The sequence below is a fragment of the Klebsiella sp. FDAARGOS_511 genome (assembly GCF_003812845.1).
GTDB lineage: Bacteria > Pseudomonadota > Gammaproteobacteria > Enterobacterales > Enterobacteriaceae > Klebsiella > Klebsiella grimontii.
This window is the reverse complement of the sequence record NZ_CP033824.1, coordinates 5,320,451-5,337,513: the sequence shown is the minus strand read 5'-3', so window position 1 is coordinate 5,337,513 and position 17,063 is coordinate 5,320,451. Positions and strand designations below refer to the sequence as shown.

Here is a 17,063-nt window from a genome sequence, read left to right as displayed (position 1 = left end):
TTATTAATTAGGCGTTGTACAGGTTGCGAAGCGCGTCACTAATTATTTTTCTTATTTGACTGAAAACGAAGAAACAGCGGACCAGCCGCTGTTTCTTTTTGCTTACAATATCTACAAAATCATTCTGTTACGACGTTTCTGACTTCGGCAGGGCCCGGGTTATACCAGCCCCAGCCGCCGTAACCGTAGCCCCAAGGGCGCGGGCCGAACATCCACGGGTCCATCATTGGCTGCGGGGGCATGACCACCTGCTGCACAACGTTCCAGCGCTTGTAGCCGGTCGCATTCATCAGCATGAATTTATACGGCGTATTCCCCACTTTGCCGTCGACGACGCCGACGATGGGGCCAACCACGGTGACCAGTTGCCCACGAAAATCCACCGGGTCGATAAAGCCGTTCACGTCGGCAAAAATACGCCCACGCGACGGTTCGCCCAGCTCCGGGCGCGCGGCGCCGTCGAGCGGAACGGTGGCAATTTCCAGGCGGGTTTTACCCTGCTGGTTCTGCACGCTAACCACCTTGCCGCCAAAACGCGCTTCCTGACCGACATACAGCTGCGGCGCGTTCATCACCCGGACTAAATCCTGCTGCGGCGTCGGAGTGGTGCCCTTTATGGCATCCGGTACCGAAGCACACCCGCTCAGCGCAGCGACCACTGCCGCCGCGACTAACCAACGCACTACCCTTTTTTGCCCCGCCATGACGCGACCCCTTCCTTCTTCTCAGACTTATAGTTACTGAGATTCACTCGCGGCCAGGAAGTTTCTTCCACGCCACTTCATTACGTAAATAAACCGGTTCAGCGTGTTCGACGGCCACGGTTTTTCCCGCCGTAAACAGGTGGCAGGCCAGCGGCAGCATATCCTGCGCTTCAGGCAGCTGAATAGCGCCATCGGCGAGCGTTAAACCGCAGCCGTTAGCCAGATCCGGCCACGCCTGCCAGCCGGTGCCAACGGTGGCCCACTCGCCTTCCAGCTGCTGCAGACGCTCGCGAACCGCTTCCGGCTTAAGCACCGCTTCACTCTCTTCGCCGTGCCAGACGCCCTGCTCATCGCGCTGATATTCCGCCCAGTAGACCTCGCCCATTCTGGCGTCGATGGCCGCCAGTACGCGGGTTGCGCCGGTTTTGCGCCACGCGCCCTGCGCCATGGTTGCCAACGTGGACACGCCGATCATCGGCAGCTCGGCTCCCAGCGCCAGCCCCTGGGCGATACCGATACCGATACGCACGCCGGTGAAGCTCCCCGGCCCGCGGCCAAAGGCCAGCGCGTCAAGGTCGGTTAATTGCGTGCCGCTTTCATTGAGGACCTCCTGCACCAGAGGCAGGATACGTTGGGTATGTTCACGGGGGCAGATTTCAAAATGAGCACTGAGGGTGCCATCATTCCACAGCGCCGCGGAGCAGGCCTCCGTGGCGGTATCGATAGCTAAAATTCGCATGGGTTGTCGCGCTCTCGCTCTAGCAGATTGACAAAATGGCGCGCAGCTTACCACATTTTGCGTCGGATTACCTCGCCGGCGGCACCGCAAGAAAGCGTACCGCCCGGCGGATGTCGCGCGTGCGCGGCGCGGGCGGCAGGCTGGCGAGGAAGGTCGCACCGTAGGGACGCATCACCAGACGATTGTCGCAGATAACCAGTACCCCACGATCGGTAACATCGCGGATCAGACGCCCCACGCCCTGTTTAAGAGTAATCACCGCGTCCGGGAGTTGCACCTCATCAAAGGGATCGCCGCCGCGCAGACGGCAATCCTCCATCCGCGCTTTGAGTAGCGGATCGTCCGGTGAGGTGAACGGCAGTTTGTCGATAATCACCAGCGAGAGGGCATCGCCGCGCACGTCCACGCCTTCCCAGAAGCTGCTGGTCGCCACCAGCAGCGCATTTCCGGCGCTGACGAACTGCTGTAAAAGCTGACCTTTACTGGTTTCCCCCTGCAGCAGCACCGGCAGGGTCATGGTGGCGCGAAACTGCTCCGCCAGATCGCGCATCATGGCGTGGGAAGTGCACAGCATAAAGCAGCGCCCGTCGTTGGCCTCAATCAGCGGTTTGAGCATCGCTGCCAGATGCCGCGCCGCGCCAGGTTGGTTGGGTAACGGCAGATTTCGCGGCACGCACAGCAGCGCCTGATGGGCATAATCAAAGGGGCTGGGCAGCAGCAGCGTTTGCGCTTCGCCGATGCCCAGGCGATCGGTGAAATGACGTAAATCGTCATTGACCGAGAGCGTCGCCGAGGTAAAGATCCAGCTTCCCGATTTTTGCGCCATCACCTCTTTAAATTTATCCGCCACCGTCAGCGGGGTCAGCGCCAGGGTGAAGGTACGTGAAGTACACTCATACCAGTAGCTAAAGCCCGGCTGGCTGATCTCTTTTAGCCGCTTCAGGCGGCCGCGATAAAGGGTTGCCCGCTCAAAGGCGGCATCAAGCAGCGCCGAGCGGCCCAGCGACAGCTTTGCCACGTCGTAACAGAGTTCGAGCGCATCATCAAGCAGCAGCAGCGCGCGCTGAATGTTGTGGTCAGCCAGTAGTTCGCGCAGATTGCCGCGATAGCCTGGTTCCCCTAGCTGCAGGCGAAAATCCTGCGCGCTCTGGGCCAGTCGGTCGGCGCACTTCTGCAGCTGCTGGGTGTCTTTGAGCTCGGTACGATAAGCAATCGTGATATCTTTCGCCAGGTCCAGCAGCTGGCGGCTGGAGAGCGATTGCCCAAAGTACTGGCTGGCGATATCCGGTAGCTGATGCGCTTCGTCGAAGATCATCACTTCCGCTTCGGGAATCAGCTCGGCAAAGCCGCTCTCTTTGACCACCATATCGGCGAGGAACAAATGATGGTTGACGACGACCACGTCGGCATCCATCGCCTTTTTCCGCGCCTTAACTACAAAACAGTCTTTATATAACGGGCAGTCGCTGCCGAGGCAGTTGTCGTTGGTGCTGGTGACCAGCGGCCAGGCCTGGGAATCTTCGGCGACGCTAACGCAGGTGCTGATATCGCCATCGACGGTTTGGTTAGACCATGAACGCAGCAGAATAACGTCGCTGAGGGTTTGCACCGGCAGGTCTCCCCCGGCAAGGGCCTGCTGCTCCAGACGCTCAAGGCACAGGTAGTTCGACCGCCCTTTCAGCAGGGCCAGCTTGCCGGTGTACTTCAGCGCTTTGGCGACGGTCGGCAAATCGCGACTGTAGAGCTGATCCTGTAGCGCTTTCGAGCCGGTGGAGATAATGACTTTCTTGTTGGCGCGCAGCGCCGGCGCCAGGTAGGCGTAGGTTTTCCCGGTCCCAGTGCCCGCTTCAACCACCAGCGGACGGGTTTCTTCAATCGCGCTGGCGACGGCAAAAGCCATCTGGCGCTGCGGCTCGCGCGGTTTAAATCCCGCAATCGCGCTGGCCAGCTGGCCGTCTGCTGCAAAATCGTCGATCACATTACCCCCTGGTTATTTGGACAGTGATTATGTCAGGGTGGAGGGGTTTTCGCCAGTGCAGGTAGTGACGCAGGTGCAACATTGTGGCAGTCTTGCCGCAGCTTAATGAACCGGAACAAAGAGGAAATAAACATGACCATTACGCGTATTGATGCCGAAGCCCGCTGGTCTGATGTGGTGATCCACAACCAGACGCTGTACTACACCGGCGTGCCGTCCAACCTGGATGCCGACGCCTGCGCGCAAACCGCCGATACCCTGGCGCAGATTGACGCGGTGCTGGAGAAACAGGGCAGCAGCAAGTCGCGTATTCTTGATGCGACGATTTTCCTTGCCGATGGCGCAGACTTTGCGGCGATGAACCAGGCGTGGGATGCGTGGGTCGTCGCCGGTCATGCCCCGGTGCGCTGTACGGTACAGGCGAAGCTGATGAATCCTAAGTACAAAGTCGAGATTAAAATCATCGCCGCAGTGTAAGACAGCCGTGGCCCCGTAGCCCGGGCAAGCGTAGCGCCGCCCGGGAAGAAGCCGCGCCAAAGCCGCTATCCGGCGCATTCCCCGGATAGCGGCGTAAACGCCTTTTACGGGCTACATACCAGCCAGGCCGACCAGCCACGGCGCCGTCAGGAGGCAAGAAGCATTGTTCTATCAGCCCGGACACCACATGAGCTGTTCCTTCAGCTGCAGCGTCTCCTGCGGCACACATTTCAGCGCTTCACGATAGCTGGCAGATTGTTTTGCGTAGCCCCTCACTGACTGCAGCAGCACGCGCAGCGCGCTATCCCACACGATTCCCTGCAGGTCGCTGTAGGGCCAGAGATCCGGTTCCCGAATAAACGGCACCAGGTAATCGATCCCCTGCTTCACGCCTCGCCCATCGCGGATGGCGTTCCAACGGTCAAACTCGACGTGCTCGGCATAGCGGTTGAGCAGCAGATGCGCTTCCAGGTTAAACAACGAGTAGTGGAAAGGGATGGTACGTTCGAGCTCCATGGTCTGTTTGCCATCCTGATCAATCTGCGCCGCCATCCGCTGGGTGATCCCCTGCTCGATGATCCGCGCCGCCAGCCCTTTATCGCCATAGAAAAGCGCGTTAACCGTCCGCTGGGCGTCGTACCAGGTGCCGTGGTTGTTGTGCCAGACGTACTCTGAGTGGCCGATGTCGCTGTAGTACATCCAGTGGTTAAAATCGCGGAACCACTGGTGCAGGCCGATTATATCGTCGGTATCAAGCACACTCGCCGTGTTAATCAAACCGATGGTGTCCACCACCATCCACATTAAGCGGGTGTCAATCAGCCCGGTGCCGCGGCCGGAAACAATCCCCGGGATAGCCTGGCCATAGTTCAGATGCGGATTCATTCGCATGTCGGCATCGAGGAACCAGCAGCGGATCTGCGCGGCCGCCGCCTGCGCGTACTGGCGCTGGCCGGTGAAGTACCACGCCAGTCCCAGGGTCAGACACCGTTCGCACATGCGGATAATGCGCGAGGTGTCGGTATCGTTGTTCTCACACTGCGGATTAATATGCCCGTCGCGGCGAATATAGGGTAACCCGTTGGGACGCCGCGGGTTTGGCCACCAGTAGGTCCCCAGACTGTAGTAATCGTGCGCATCGCCGCTCGCCGGGCGCAGTTTTTTGTGCACCACGCTTTCCGGCGCTTCACGGCGCAGAATGTCAGCCTCCGACACCAGCTTGCTCAGCGCCAGCTGCAGCGGCGAAAACGGCTGTTTTAAGCCCGCCCGGGCGTTTTCCAGGCAGGTTTCATCAAGGGTGTACAGCTTCATCGCCACCTTAATTTACCTCCCGGCACGCTATGCGTTGACCGCTTTGCGCATCGAACAGGTGCACGCCCGAGAGTTTCGGCTGTAGCCAGATCTTATCCCCCTCTTTTACTGCCAGACGCTGTTTGAACACCGAGGTAAACGCCCCGCCGCCGGTATCGCAGAACAGCTGCATATCCGAACCGGTGTTCTCCACCGCCGTCACCGTCGCCGCCAGCGCATCGTCGCGCGCTTCATGGACCACGTTGACCTGCTCGGGGCGAATGGCGTACACCACCTGCTGGCCGTCGATCACCCGTAAACCCGCAGGCAACGCCAGCAGCGAGCCATCTTTCAGACGCAAGCTGGTCGCGTTGCCGTTCAGCACAACCTCGCCGGGAAGCTGGTTAATCTCCGGCGAACCGATAAATCCGGCCACGAACAGATTCGCCGGCCGGTCGTACAGCTCCAGCGGGGTACCCGCCTGTTCAATTCGCCCATCGCGCAGGACGACGATCATCTGTCCCATGGTCATGGCCTCAATCTGATCGTGGGTAACGTACACCGAGGTGGTTTTCAGTCGACGATGCAGTTCGCGGATCTCGCCGCGCACCTGGGTACGTAGCTTGGCGTCCAGGTTGGAGAGCGGTTCATCGAATAAAAACACCTGCGGCTTACGCACGATCGCCCGCCCCATCGCCACGCGCTGGCGCTGGCCGCCGGAGAGATCTTTGGGCAGGCGCTCCAGTAGCGGCTCCAGCCCCAGTAGCGCCGCCGCTTCATTAACCTTCTGATTGATCTCCGCTTTTGGCAGTTTAGCCATCTTCAGGGCAAAGCCCATATTTTCACGCACCGTCATCTGCGGGTAGAGCGCATAGCTCTGGAACACCATCGCAATGTCGCGTAGCTTCGGCTCCACTTCCGTGACGTTACGCTCGTTGATGTGCACGTCCCCGCCGGAGATCTCCTCCAGTCCGGCGATCATGCGCAGTAGCGTTGACTTTCCGCAGCCGCTGGGCCCCACAAGGACACAGAACTCGCCGTCCGGGATTGTCAACGACACGTCTTTAATCACGTGCGCATCACCATACGATTTACGGACGCTATTCAGTACAACAGATCCCATCGGTAACTCCTTATCCTTTGACCGCGCCGGACATAATCCCGCGATTGAAATGTTTTTGCAGACCCAGGTAGACGATGATGCTGGGCAGCATCGCCAGCAGCGTTATAGCGATAAAAATGTTCGGCGTGATGCTCTCATCGGTACGCAGCGTACCAAGGATCACCGGAATGGTATTCAGGCTGTCCTGGTTGACCACGATCAGCGGCAGCAGGTACTGGTCCCAAATCATAATAAAGCCGAAGGTCACCACCGTTCCGAGCGCCGGTTTCACCAGCGGCAGGATGACGTGGAAGAAAATCTGCCACTCGTTAGCGCCATCAATCCGCGCCGCCTCCTCCAGCTCTTTCGGAATCGCCGACATAAATTCAGTCAGGACAAAGATAGAAAACGCCCAGCCGACAACCGGTAAAATCATCCCGAGGTAGCTGTTGTACAGCGAGGCGTCGATGAACGGCAGCCGCCAGTTAATAATCATGTACAGCGGAATGGCGATAACCTCTTCCGGCAGCATCATGGTGGACAAAATCACCAGGCTCACCAGCGCCACGCCGCGAAACTTCTTACGCGCCAGCGCATAGGCCGCCAGCGCGCTGACCGACACCTGCAGAACGGTGCCGAAGAACACCACCAGAATGGAGTTCAGCAGATACTGCCAGACGCCAATATCCATCCACGCAAAGATGAAGTTTTCAAATGAGAACTGATTCGGCCAGGCCAGCAGTTCGCCCGGTTTCACCGGCGCACCGCTGAATGCCGTGGCGACGATGCCCCAGAACGGACCGACAAAGACAATCAGCAGCAGCGCGTAGATGCACCAGCGTCCTGCGGTATCCCAACGTTTACTTAACATCGCGGCTCCTTAGTAACGGGCGATACGTTTTTTCAGCGTCAGATGACAAATGGTTAACAACACCGTGAAGGTGAACAGCAGAAACGACACCGCCGAAGCGTAGCCATAGTCAAACTGCTCAAAACCCAATTTATAGATGTGGGTCATGACCATTTCCGTGGCGTTAGACGGTCCCCCGCCGGTGGTGGCATACACCTCGGCAAACACGCGAAAACCACGAATAAAGGAGAGCATCAGCACCACCGAGAGCGCCGGGATCATGCCAGGCAGCGTGACGTAGCGCAGGCGGTTCCACCAGCTGGCGCCGTCGACGTTCGCCGCATCGTATAAATCGCGGCTGATCCCCGCCAGGCCGGCAATAAAAATCACCATGTTGTAAGGCACCGCCTTCCAGATATGCAGCAGCATGATGACCCCCAACGCCTGATCGGAGCTAGCAAGAAAGCCCTGGTCGGCGACGCCAAACCAGCTCAGGATGTGGTTAACCACGCCGTTGGGCGTTGGGTTGAATAAAATTCGCCACATTTCGGCGACGATCGCTGCGCTGGTGACCGCGGGTAAAAAGATGGCGGTGCGAATAAAACGCAGATGGCGCGCCGGGCCTTCCAGCAACATGGCGAGAAAAAAGGCCAGGATAGCCGCGGCGAACATCGTTACCACAACGTACAGCAGCGTGTTCACCACCGCCGCGTGCAGCTCGGCGTCGGCAAAAGCGCGGGTGAAGTTATCCAGCCCTACCCACTCGTTCGGCTGATTAAAGTTGACTTTGTAAAAGCTCATCACCAGACCCTGAATCATCGGGATAAACTTAAACCAGCTGAAAATAATTAGCGCAGGCGCTAAAAACAGCCACGGGATCAGCGCCCGCTTACGCTTTGCGCTCAGCCATCCGGCCGAGTCAGGCGAAGCGGCCTGCTTTATCGGCGAGGACTTCGTCTCATGCAGCGTCATAACCTATGTCCTCAGTTAGCCAGCACATTTTGTTTTTTCAGCTCAGCGTTCACCTTGCCGTCGAGCGTCTTCAGCTCAGCGGCAATATCGCTGCCGCAGTCGGCAAAAATGCGGTTAAAGCCTTCGGCTGCCACCTGACGTACCGGCGTCCAGTTGGGAATTTGCGGTACGTAGCGCCCCTGTTCATTGTAAAGTCGGGCGAAAGTCTCCCAGCGCGCGTCCTGATAAACGGCTTTGACGTCGACGTTCTTATTCACCGGCAGGCGCACCACCGGTATATGCTGGCTGCCTTTACCCATGCCGATTTCCTGACCTTCCGGGGAGATCATAAATTCGATAAATTGACGCGCCGCCTCTTTCTGTACACTGCTCTTCATCATAAAGACCGTGGTGCCCTCGGCGAGGGTGGCCTCACCTTTCGGCCCCACCACCGGAATCACTTCAAAGTTGTCTTTACCAGGGTCTTTATCGAACAGCGCGATATGGTACGGGCCGCTGAAGAACATGCCGCTTTGCCCGGAGCGGAAGGAGGGAATAACGTCGGCGGTAGTGGCGTTAATCGCACCCGGCTGCGTGACTTTGTCGCACATCATAGTGCGCATAAAGTTCATCGCCTGAGCCACTTCCGGCGTATTGAGCGAGGCGCTGAATTTTCCGCTGCGTTCCGTCACGAAATCACCGCCCGCCTGCCAGATAAAGCTGCTCATAAACCAGCTGGCGTAGCCGCGCGTCGTGGAGGCGGGAACGATAAATCCGTAGGTATCATTTTTACCGTTGCCATCGGGATCCTGGGTGGTGAAGGCTTTTGCCAGGGCCTGAATATCATCCCAGCTCTTCGGCTGCGGCAGCCCCAGTTTTTCCCGCCAGTCTTTGCGCACAAACAGGGCGAAAGTTTGCGCGGAGGTCGGTACGCCATAGTATTTACCGTCGATATAGCGGGTACTCTTCCATGCCGTCTGGAATAGCTGGTCGCCGCCCGCGATCGCCTGCGGGTCAATTTCTTCAGCAATACCCAACTGGATAAACTGCCCCAGCGACGCCGCATCGTTAAAAATCAGATCGGGTAAGGCGTTTCCCGCCGTAGCGCGCGCCAGTCGCTGTTCAAAGTCGGTAGTGGCGTTGAAATACTCAATTTTGATACCGGTTTTTTCTTCAAACTTTTCCGCCTCTTGTTTGTAGATATTCTTCGAGTCATTGCTGGCGCGGATCCAGACGTTGAGCGTAGTCGCGGCGTAGCTTTGGCTAACGCCGAGCCCGAGCGCGGTAAGAAGTAACAATGAACGCAATTTATTGGCAGACATGATGGCATATCCTTTATTGTAGGGCACAAAGGTAATTAAATTCTCAATTAATACATAAAAAGAAATTTGAATATCGCTCAGGCGTTAATACAGCTGACGCAAGAAATATTTCCATTCATTAGATAGAAATGTATTTCCCAATACAACCATGCAAAAAAGAAATTGCGTTTCAAAAATCAGAAAATTGAGACAGATCACACCAAAAAGTGACAATAAAAGTGACCAAAAATTAATAATAACAAAAATCAACAACTTATAAATTTACTGTTTTTGTTAAAAAAATCAAAAAGTATAGAAAAATGGCAAAATACGTGATGCACACTGCATTAATAGCGTCATTATTTATCCAGGGCGTTAAACTTGAAGGAGGTCACAAAAAAAATCACTTTGTCTTTTACACTGCTCGCCATCGAATATTTAAATATATTGCTTTTAATTACACCGCCTGTTTTTCGCGTCCTTTAAATACGCGTCAGGTATAATTTTTTTGTTATCTTTTCTCATATTTGCAGAAGGGTTATCACGATGAACTCAATACCTCGCCGAGGTTTGTTAGGCATTGCGCTGTTTTGTTCCGGCCTGAGCGCCTCCTCATATGCCGCTGAGCCGTACACGCTAGACGGAAAGGATTTAGCCTTCAGCCGCCAGCAGATTGCCGCGAAAGACCCGCTATTTGTTCAGGCGCAAGCGGCTCTGCTAAAAAAAGCCGACCTGGCGCTCAAGCATCCGCTGTTCTCGGTGATGGATAAAACGCTGGTCGCCGCCAGCGGCAACAAGCACGACTACTACAGTTTTCCACCTTACTGGTGGCCAAACCCTGATACCCAGGACGGGCTTCCCTATATCCGCAAAGATGGGCAAACCAACCCTGACGCCAATAGCGACGCTACCGATAAGAACCGGCTGGTGAAGATGAGTAACGACGTGTCAACGCTGGCGCTGGCGTGGTACTTCTCTCACGACGATCGCTACGCGCAAAAAGCGGCGGCGCAGTTAAAGCGCTGGTTTCTCGATCCCAAAACGCGCATGACCCCCAACCTGCAGCATGCCCAGGCCATTCCCGGTATTAATACCGGACGCGGTATCGGCATTATTGATAGCCGCGCGCTGGTTGACGTCGTTGACGCGATCGCCCTGCTGCAATCCTCAGCTGCGCTGAACGATAACGACGTTAGCGCTTTAAAGCAGTGGTTTGGTGACTATTACCACTGGATGACCACCAGCCAGAACGGCTTTGAAGAAGAGAACTGGCATAACAATCACGGCAGCTATTTTGATATGCAGGCTACCGCCTTCGCCCTGTTCAGCGGTAAAATCGACGAGGCGAAAAAGCGCCTGTACATCACCCAGCTGCGGCGTATTGCGGGACAATTTGATATTGAAGGACGCCAGATGGCCGAACTGGAACGCACGCGTCCGTGGCACTACAGCAATTTCAACCTCGAAGCCTACAACCGCCTCGGGCGACTGGGCGAAAAAGCGGGCGTCGATATCTGGAACTTCACCCTCGACGACCATAGCCTGCGCAAAGGCTATCAGTACATCGCCGGGTTTATTAACAGCGATACGCCATGGCCCTGGAAAGATCTCGAGAAAATGGATGACAAGAAAGCGCTGCGCAATATCGCCACCGCCGCGCACGCCTGGCCGGAAGATCCGCTGTTCCGTGACAAAGCGCAGTGGCTGCGGGCGAAGTATCCCGACGATATCACGACGCTCATCGCCCCGCTTTCCGCATCGTCAGAGGTCAGGGATAACCGCTAATGAAACAATTTTCTGGGCTCTGGCCCGACATTGTCGGACGCGCAGCCGCGAATAGCGGACTGCTTGAGCGGCTGGTGAAAGATGCGCAGCCGGTACTTCAGGCAGCGGTTCGCATTCCGCAGTCAGGCATCGCCAGCTGGAATCTCTACTACTTTTGTCCGCGCCACGGCGTACGCCTGACGTGGCGGGCGGATACGCCCCACCAGCATGCCTGCCCGGTCGATGGGGAACTATTTAGCGGCGAACCGTGGGACGGCGCCTGGTGGCGCGAGATGAATGGCCGAAACGCCAGCGCCTGTCAGCAGCTTGGCCTGCTTTGGCGGCTGACCGGCGAAACAGCGTATCGCGATAAAGTTCGCACGCTGCTGATGGGTTACGCGGATGTCTATCCCGGCTATGAGATTCACGGCGATATTCCCAACAACGGACCGGGAAAGATGAACGCCCAGACGCTGTGCGAAGCCAACTGCATTCTGGAAATGGCGCTGGGTTATGACTTTATTCGCGACAGCCTGACGCCCGGCGAACAGCGGCATATCAGTGAAAACCTGCTGCGCTGTGCGGCCACGTTTTTGCGCGACCATCGTAGTCCGCAGATCCATAACCATGAGGTCAAAATCAGCGCGGCGCTTGGCGTACTGGGTTTCGTCCTCGAAGATGAAACCCTGCTGGAGTTTGCCGTTAACCAGCCGTATGGCCTGCGCTGGCAGCTGGAAAACGGCCTGCTGGCGGAAGGGATCTGGTTTGAAGGTTCGATTCACTACCACTATTACGCGCTGCAGGGTTTTTTTGCCTTCGAAAAGCTGGCGCGCGGCAGCCGCTGGAGCCTGCTGGACGGTCCCTGGTATCAGGCGATGCTGAAGTTCCCACTGTCGCTGCTGCTGCCGGACGGCACTTTCCCCCGGCTTAATGACTGCCTCGCCGGGCAGGAGAAACTCCATCACCGGGATCTGTACGAGTTCGCCTGGTTTATCTGGCGTGACCCGCAGTACGCCGCGGTCCTGCAGTTTACCGAAACGGCACCCGATGAGCGTGAAACCCTGCTATGGCGCGAACGGCCTCTGCCGGAATCCCGCCTGCCGCTCATCCCACGGCAGTCGCTGTTTGCGCCGGGCGCGGGTCTGACGCTATGGCGACGGCCGCAGCAGGCGCTGCTGATTAAGCACAGTCCCTGGGGCGGCGAGCACGACCATTACGACCGGCTGGGGCTGATGCTCTGGCATCGCGACGGCTGGCTGCTCACGGATATGGGCACCACAGGATACGGCGCGAAAATGCACTACGACTATTACAAAAACAGCGCCACCCACAATACGCTTTGCGTTAATCAGAGCAACCAGCCTCCGGCCAACCCGCAGGTGCTGGGCTGGCATATGGATGACGACTTTCTGTGGCTGGATAGCGAGGTTGATTGGGGCAAACCGCCGCCGGAGCTCAACAGCCATAGCCGCGTCGAGTGGGACGATACGGCCTGGCGGGACGTGCGCTTCCGCCGTCGCCTGCTGTGGCTTGAAGATGTGCTGATCGATCTGTCCTCCGTGGAGAACCCGCATCGCCAGCAGCTCGACTGGACGCTGCATCTGGCGGCACAGGCGCTGGACCAGAGCGGCTTGGCCCAACCTTTTTCGCTCAGCGGGCCGCTGCGGCGAATGACCGAAGCAACCGTGACGCCGCTGAACGGCTGTCAGCCGCGCCACTTTGCGCGCGGCGGCGATACCGTTGCGCTCTGGCTATCCGGTGATGGTGAACTCTGGCAAGGGCTGGCGCCCGATAACCCGGCGATTCGCAATCTTAGCTATCTGGTAATACGTAATCACCTGCCGCAGGCGCGTTTTGTGTGTCTGTGGGATCTGGCAAACAGCGCGCCGCTGACGGAAGTGAACGTGCATCATACGCCAGTCGGTACGCAAATTACCTTCTGGCGCGGCGATCGCGTGACGCACGTGACGCTATACGACGAGCCAGGAAAACGACCTGATGCGATCCTTCCGCTCGCGGAAAGCGGCGTCTCACCTCAGTACGCAGAGTAATTTACTCGTCTTCATCCTCAAAGCGCGCCACAATCCGATCGCCGGTATGTGAGGCGCGCAGTTCATCTGCCACCAAAGCGATGGCCTGGCCGCTGCTCATGCCCTGCGACATCAGCTCCTGAATTCGTTCAACTGCTTTTTGCTGTTGCTCGTGGCTCAGCGAAGGTAAACCTGCAAACATCACTTACTCCTGCTACATTGTGGGGCGTAATTATTTCACGCCGTCCTCTCGTATACCAGCGGGCGGTCACGATCAGGATTAATGAAGACCATGTTGTCCCCCGCTATGATTTCCCTGCCCTGGCGTCCGGATGCCGCTGAATACTATTTTAGCCCATTAAGTTCACAGCCCTGGGCGATGCTGCTGCACTCCGGTTTTGCCGAACATCCGCATAATCGTTTTGACATTGTTGTCGCCCAGCCGCGCGCAACGCTGGTGACTCGCGGCGATATGACCTTCATAAACGAAGGGGATACCCTCTCAACCTCTGCCGCCGATCCGCTCACCCTCGTGCATCAACAGCTGGCGCGCTTTAACCTGCAGCCGCACGCTCATCCGCAGCTGCCGTTTCTCGGCGGGGCGCTGGGGCTGTTCGGTTACGATTTGGGTCGCCGCTTTGAAAATCTGCCGACGCAGGCCGAGGCGGATATCGATCTGCCGGATATGGCGGTAGGCATTTATGATTGGGCGTTAGTCGTCGATCATCAGCGTCGGGAAGTGTCGTTATTCAGCTATGACGACCCGCAGGCGCGGCTGACGTGGCTGGAAGCGCAGGCTGAGCCTGCCGCTGCTCCCTTTGCCCTCACCTCAGGGTGGCGCTCAAATATGAGCCGCGCGGAGTATGGCAAGAAGTTTCGCCAGGTTCAGGCTTATCTGCACAGCGGCGACTGCTATCAGGTTAACCTGGCGCAGCGGTTTACGGCGAGCTATCGCGGGGATGAGTGGCAGGCCTTCCGTCAGCTAAACCGCGTCAATCGCGCACCGTTCAGCGCCTTTATTCGCCTCCAGGAGGGCGCCATATTAAGCCTGTCGCCCGAGCGTTTTATTCAGCTCCGGCAAGGCGAAATTCAAACCCGGCCCATTAAGGGGACGTTGCCCAGGCTGGCCGATCCTGAGCAGGATGCGTTGCAGGCGCAAAAGCTGGCGAACTCAGCAAAAGACCGCGCCGAAAACCTGATGATCGTCGATTTAATGCGTAACGATATTGGCCGGGTTGCTGTCCCCGGTAGCGTTCGCGTTCCTGAGCTGTTTGTGGTGGAGCCCTTCCCTGCCGTGCATCATCTGGTGAGCACCGTGGCCGCCCGATTGCCCGCTGATCTGCACGCCGCCGACCTGCTGCGCGCGGCCTTTCCCGGCGGCTCAATCACCGGCGCGCCGAAGGTCAGAGCGATGGAGATCATCGATGAACTGGAGCCGCAGCGGCGCAATGCGTGGTGCGGCAGCATCGGATATCTCAGCTTCTGCGGCAATATGGATACCAGCATTACCATCCGTACGCTGACGGCCTGCCAGGGGCGGATCTACTGCTCCGCCGGCGGCGGAATTGTGGCCGATAGCGAAGAGGCGGCGGAATATCAGGAAACTTTTGATAAAGTTAATCGTATTCTGCATCAACTGGAGAGCTAGCACATGGCGGACAGCGCCCTCGAACTTGACGATTTCCTTTCGCGTTTTCAGCTCCTGCACCCGCAGCCGACGCGCCACGCGCTCAACCAGCGTCAGGCGGCGGTGCTGGTACCGATTGTGCGCCGCCCGCAGCCGGGGCTGCTGCTGACCCAGCGTTCGCCGCTGATGCGCAAGCACGCGGGTCAGGTCGCCTTCCCCGGCGGCGCGGTGGATAACAGCGATGCGACCCTGATCGCCGCCGCGCTGCGCGAGGCCCACGAAGAGGTGGCGATCCCGCCGGAGTCGGTCGAGGTGATCGGCGTTCTGCCCCCGGTCGATAGCGTAACCGGTTTTCAGGTCACCCCGGTAGTGGGCATTATTCCGCCTGACCTGCACTATCACGCCAGCCAGGATGAAGTCGCCGCGGTCTTCGAAATGCCGCTGGCCGAAGCGCTGCGCCTGGGACGCTACCACCCGCTGGATATCCATCGCCGCGGCAATTCGCATCGCGTCTGGCTATCCTGGTATCAGCATTATTTTGTCTGGGGAATGACCGCCGGCATTATCCGTGAACTGGCGCTACAGATAGGCTCCCGCCCTTAGCTATACTAAAACTGAGACGGCGTTCTCAGCATTAGTAAATCCATGGTTACCCATTAGTTTAATTCATGTGAATACTTAAGCTGATGGCCCGGTTCCCTCTTACACTATGCGCAGTTATTACATCGTTGCCGCACCCGCGGCAACCCTGTCAGGAGTGTTAGCGTGATTAGTATATTCGACATGTTCAAGGTGGGGATCGGTCCCTCATCTTCCCATACTGTAGGCCCGATGAAGGCCGGTAAACAGTTCGTCGATGACCTGGTCGAAAAGGGATTGCTTAATGAAGTGACTCGCCTGGCGGTTGACGTCTACGGCTCACTGTCATTAACCGGCAAAGGCCACCACACGGATATCGCCATTATTATGGGGCTGGCGGGCAATCAGCCCGATACGGTCGATATCGACGCGATTCCGGCGTTTATCCGCGACGTTGAAGAGCGCGGACGCCTGCTGCTGGCCCAAGGGCAACATGAAGTCGACTTCCCGAAAAATGACGGCATGCGTTTTCGTAGCGACAACCTGCCGCTGCATGAAAACGGCATGACCATTCACGCCTGGGCTGGCGAGAAAGAGATCTACAGTAAAACGTATTATTCTATTGGCGGCGGTTTTATCGTCGATGAAGAACATTTCGGCAAAGAGAGCGCCAGCGAACTCGCCGTTCCGTATCCGTTTAAATCCGCTCAGGAGATGCTGGGCTACTGCAAACAGACCGGCATGTCGCTCTCCGGCATGGTGATGCAGAATGAGCTGGCGCTGCACAGCAAAAAAGAGATTGAAGACTATTTTGCCAATATCTGGCAGACCATGCGCGCCTGTATCGATCGTGGGATGAATACCGAAGGGGTCCTGCCTGGTCCGCTGCGCGTTCCTCGTCGCGCCTCGGCGCTGCGGCGGATGCTGGTTGCCAGCGATAAGCTCTCTAACGACCCGATGAACGTGGTGGACTGGGTCAATATGTTTGCGCTGGCGGTCAACGAAGAAAACGCCGCCGGTGGCCGGGTGGTGACGGCCCCCACCAACGGCGCCTGCGGCATCGTTCCGGCGGTGCTGGCCTACTATGACCACTTTATCGAGCCCGTCAGTCCGGATATCTATATTCGTTATTTCCTGGCTTCAGGGGCTATTGGCACGCTGTACAAAATGAACGCTTCCATTTCCGGCGCGGAAGTGGGCTGTCAGGGCGAAGTGGGCGTAGCCTGCTCAATGGCGGCCGCGGGCCTGGCTGAAATCCTTGGCGCCAGCCCGGAGCAGGTCTGCGTGGCGGCGGAAATCGGCATGGAACACAATCTGGGACTGACCTGCGACCCGGTGGCCGGACAGGTACAGGTTCCGTGCATTGAACGCAACGCGATTGCCTCCGTCAAAGCGATTAACGCCAGCCGAATGGCAATGCGCCGCACCAGCGAGCCGCGCGTCTCACTGGATAAGGTTATTGAGACCATGTATGAAACCGGTAAAGACATGAACGCCAAATACCGGGAAACGTCGCGCGGCGGCCTGGCTATCAAAGTTCAGTGCGACTAAACATTACTCAACAGAATGCGCCTAAGGGCGCATTCTCCTTTTTCCGCTCTATATTATTATCTGCGCCCTCTACACTTGCTCTATAACGGCTGTTACTCTCATTAACACTTTTAGCCGACA

15 protein-coding genes are annotated in these 17,063 nt (G+C 57.5%); 6 read left to right on the top strand and 9 right to left on the bottom strand.

The window, feature by feature from the left end; genetic code table 11:
- Positions 1–119: 119 nt before the first annotated feature.
- From EGY08_RS26785 to EGY08_RS26775, 3 genes are all read right to left on the bottom strand, one after another.
- Positions 120–704, bottom strand: coding sequence for a Slp family lipoprotein (locus tag EGY08_RS26785; RefSeq protein WP_004121973.1), 585 nt, complete (start codon positions 702–704; stop codon positions 120–122).
- 43 nt (positions 705–747) lie between these two features.
- On the bottom strand, positions 748–1,443 hold the full coding sequence (gene tsaB, locus EGY08_RS26780) for a tRNA (adenosine(37)-N6)-threonylcarbamoyltransferase complex dimerization subunit type 1 TsaB (protein ID WP_004121974.1): 696 nt from the start codon (positions 1,441–1,443) through the stop codon (positions 748–750).
- A gap of 67 nt (positions 1,444–1,510) precedes the next feature.
- Positions 1,511–3,421, bottom strand: coding sequence for an ATP-dependent DNA helicase (locus EGY08_RS26775; RefSeq protein ID WP_049114344.1), 1,911 nt, complete (start codon positions 3,419–3,421; stop codon positions 1,511–1,513).
- A gap of 132 nt (positions 3,422–3,553) precedes the next feature.
- Here EGY08_RS26775 and EGY08_RS26770 point away from each other — a divergent pair, with 132 nt between their 5' ends.
- A complete protein-coding gene (locus EGY08_RS26770) occupies positions 3,554–3,898 on the top strand; it encodes a RidA family protein (protein ID WP_004113724.1) in 345 nt (114 codons plus the stop codon).
- A 171-nt stretch (positions 3,899–4,069) separates the two neighbouring features.
- Here EGY08_RS26770 and EGY08_RS26765 read toward each other — a convergent pair whose 3' ends face one another.
- Genes EGY08_RS26765 through EGY08_RS26745 form a run of 5 tightly spaced genes read right to left on the bottom strand, consistent with a single transcriptional unit; the run spans position 4,070 to position 9,413 of the window.
- Positions 4,070–5,209, bottom strand: coding sequence for an alginate lyase family protein (locus EGY08_RS26765; protein ID WP_123829178.1), 1,140 nt, complete (start codon positions 5,207–5,209; stop codon positions 4,070–4,072).
- Between the two features lie 7 nt (positions 5,210–5,216).
- Positions 5,217–6,311 carry an ABC transporter ATP-binding protein gene (locus EGY08_RS26760; RefSeq protein ID WP_004121978.1) on the bottom strand — a complete coding sequence of 365 codons (1,095 nt, stop codon included), beginning with the start codon at positions 6,309–6,311 and terminating at the stop codon, positions 5,217–5,219.
- A gap of 10 nt (positions 6,312–6,321) precedes the next feature.
- Positions 6,322–7,161, bottom strand: coding sequence for a carbohydrate ABC transporter permease (locus tag EGY08_RS26755; RefSeq protein ID WP_004121979.1), 840 nt, complete (start codon positions 7,159–7,161; stop codon positions 6,322–6,324).
- Between the two features lie 9 nt (positions 7,162–7,170).
- The gene (locus tag EGY08_RS26750; protein WP_004121980.1) at positions 7,171–8,112 is read right to left on the bottom strand and encodes a carbohydrate ABC transporter permease; all 942 of its coding nucleotides are present in this window, start codon (positions 8,110–8,112) and stop codon (positions 7,171–7,173) included.
- An 11-nt stretch (positions 8,113–8,123) separates the two neighbouring features.
- Positions 8,124–9,413 (bottom strand): ABC transporter substrate-binding protein, encoded by a 1,290-nt coding sequence (locus tag EGY08_RS26745; RefSeq protein ID WP_049114342.1) that lies wholly within the window; start codon positions 9,411–9,413, stop codon positions 8,124–8,126.
- Between the two features lie 525 nt (positions 9,414–9,938).
- Here EGY08_RS26745 and EGY08_RS26740 point away from each other — a divergent pair.
- Positions 9,939–11,177, top strand: coding sequence for an alginate lyase family protein (locus EGY08_RS26740; protein ID WP_123829177.1), 1,239 nt, complete (start codon positions 9,939–9,941; stop codon positions 11,175–11,177).
- A complete protein-coding gene (locus EGY08_RS26735) occupies positions 11,177–13,207 on the top strand; it encodes a heparinase II/III domain-containing protein (RefSeq protein ID WP_112166200.1) in 2,031 nt (676 codons plus the stop codon). Before EGY08_RS26740 ends, EGY08_RS26735 begins: the two co-directional genes overlap by 1 nt.
- Before the next feature lies 1 nt (position 13,208).
- On the opposite strand, the gene EGY08_RS26730 is transcribed toward EGY08_RS26735, so the two are convergent.
- Positions 13,209–13,388 (bottom strand): YoaH family protein, encoded by a 180-nt coding sequence (locus tag EGY08_RS26730; protein ID WP_004103292.1) that lies wholly within the window; start codon positions 13,386–13,388, stop codon positions 13,209–13,211.
- A 90-nt stretch (positions 13,389–13,478) separates the two neighbouring features.
- Between EGY08_RS26730 and pabB the strand changes: the two genes are divergently transcribed.
- The 3 genes from pabB to sdaA all read left to right on the top strand — a co-directional run bounded on the left by pabB (position 13,479) and on the right by sdaA (position 16,943).
- On the top strand, positions 13,479–14,834 hold the full coding sequence (gene pabB, locus EGY08_RS26725; RefSeq protein WP_049114351.1) for an aminodeoxychorismate synthase component 1: 1,356 nt from the start codon (positions 13,479–13,481) through the stop codon (positions 14,832–14,834).
- 3 nt (positions 14,835–14,837) lie between these two features.
- Positions 14,838–15,416, top strand: coding sequence for a CoA pyrophosphatase (locus EGY08_RS26720; RefSeq protein WP_123829176.1), 579 nt, complete (start codon positions 14,838–14,840; stop codon positions 15,414–15,416).
- A 162-nt stretch (positions 15,417–15,578) separates the two neighbouring features.
- Positions 15,579–16,943: an L-serine ammonia-lyase gene (gene sdaA / locus EGY08_RS26715; protein ID WP_004121987.1), complete on the top strand. Its 1,365-nt coding sequence runs from the start codon at positions 15,579–15,581 to the stop codon at positions 16,941–16,943.
- Positions 16,944–17,063 lie beyond the last annotated feature (120 nt).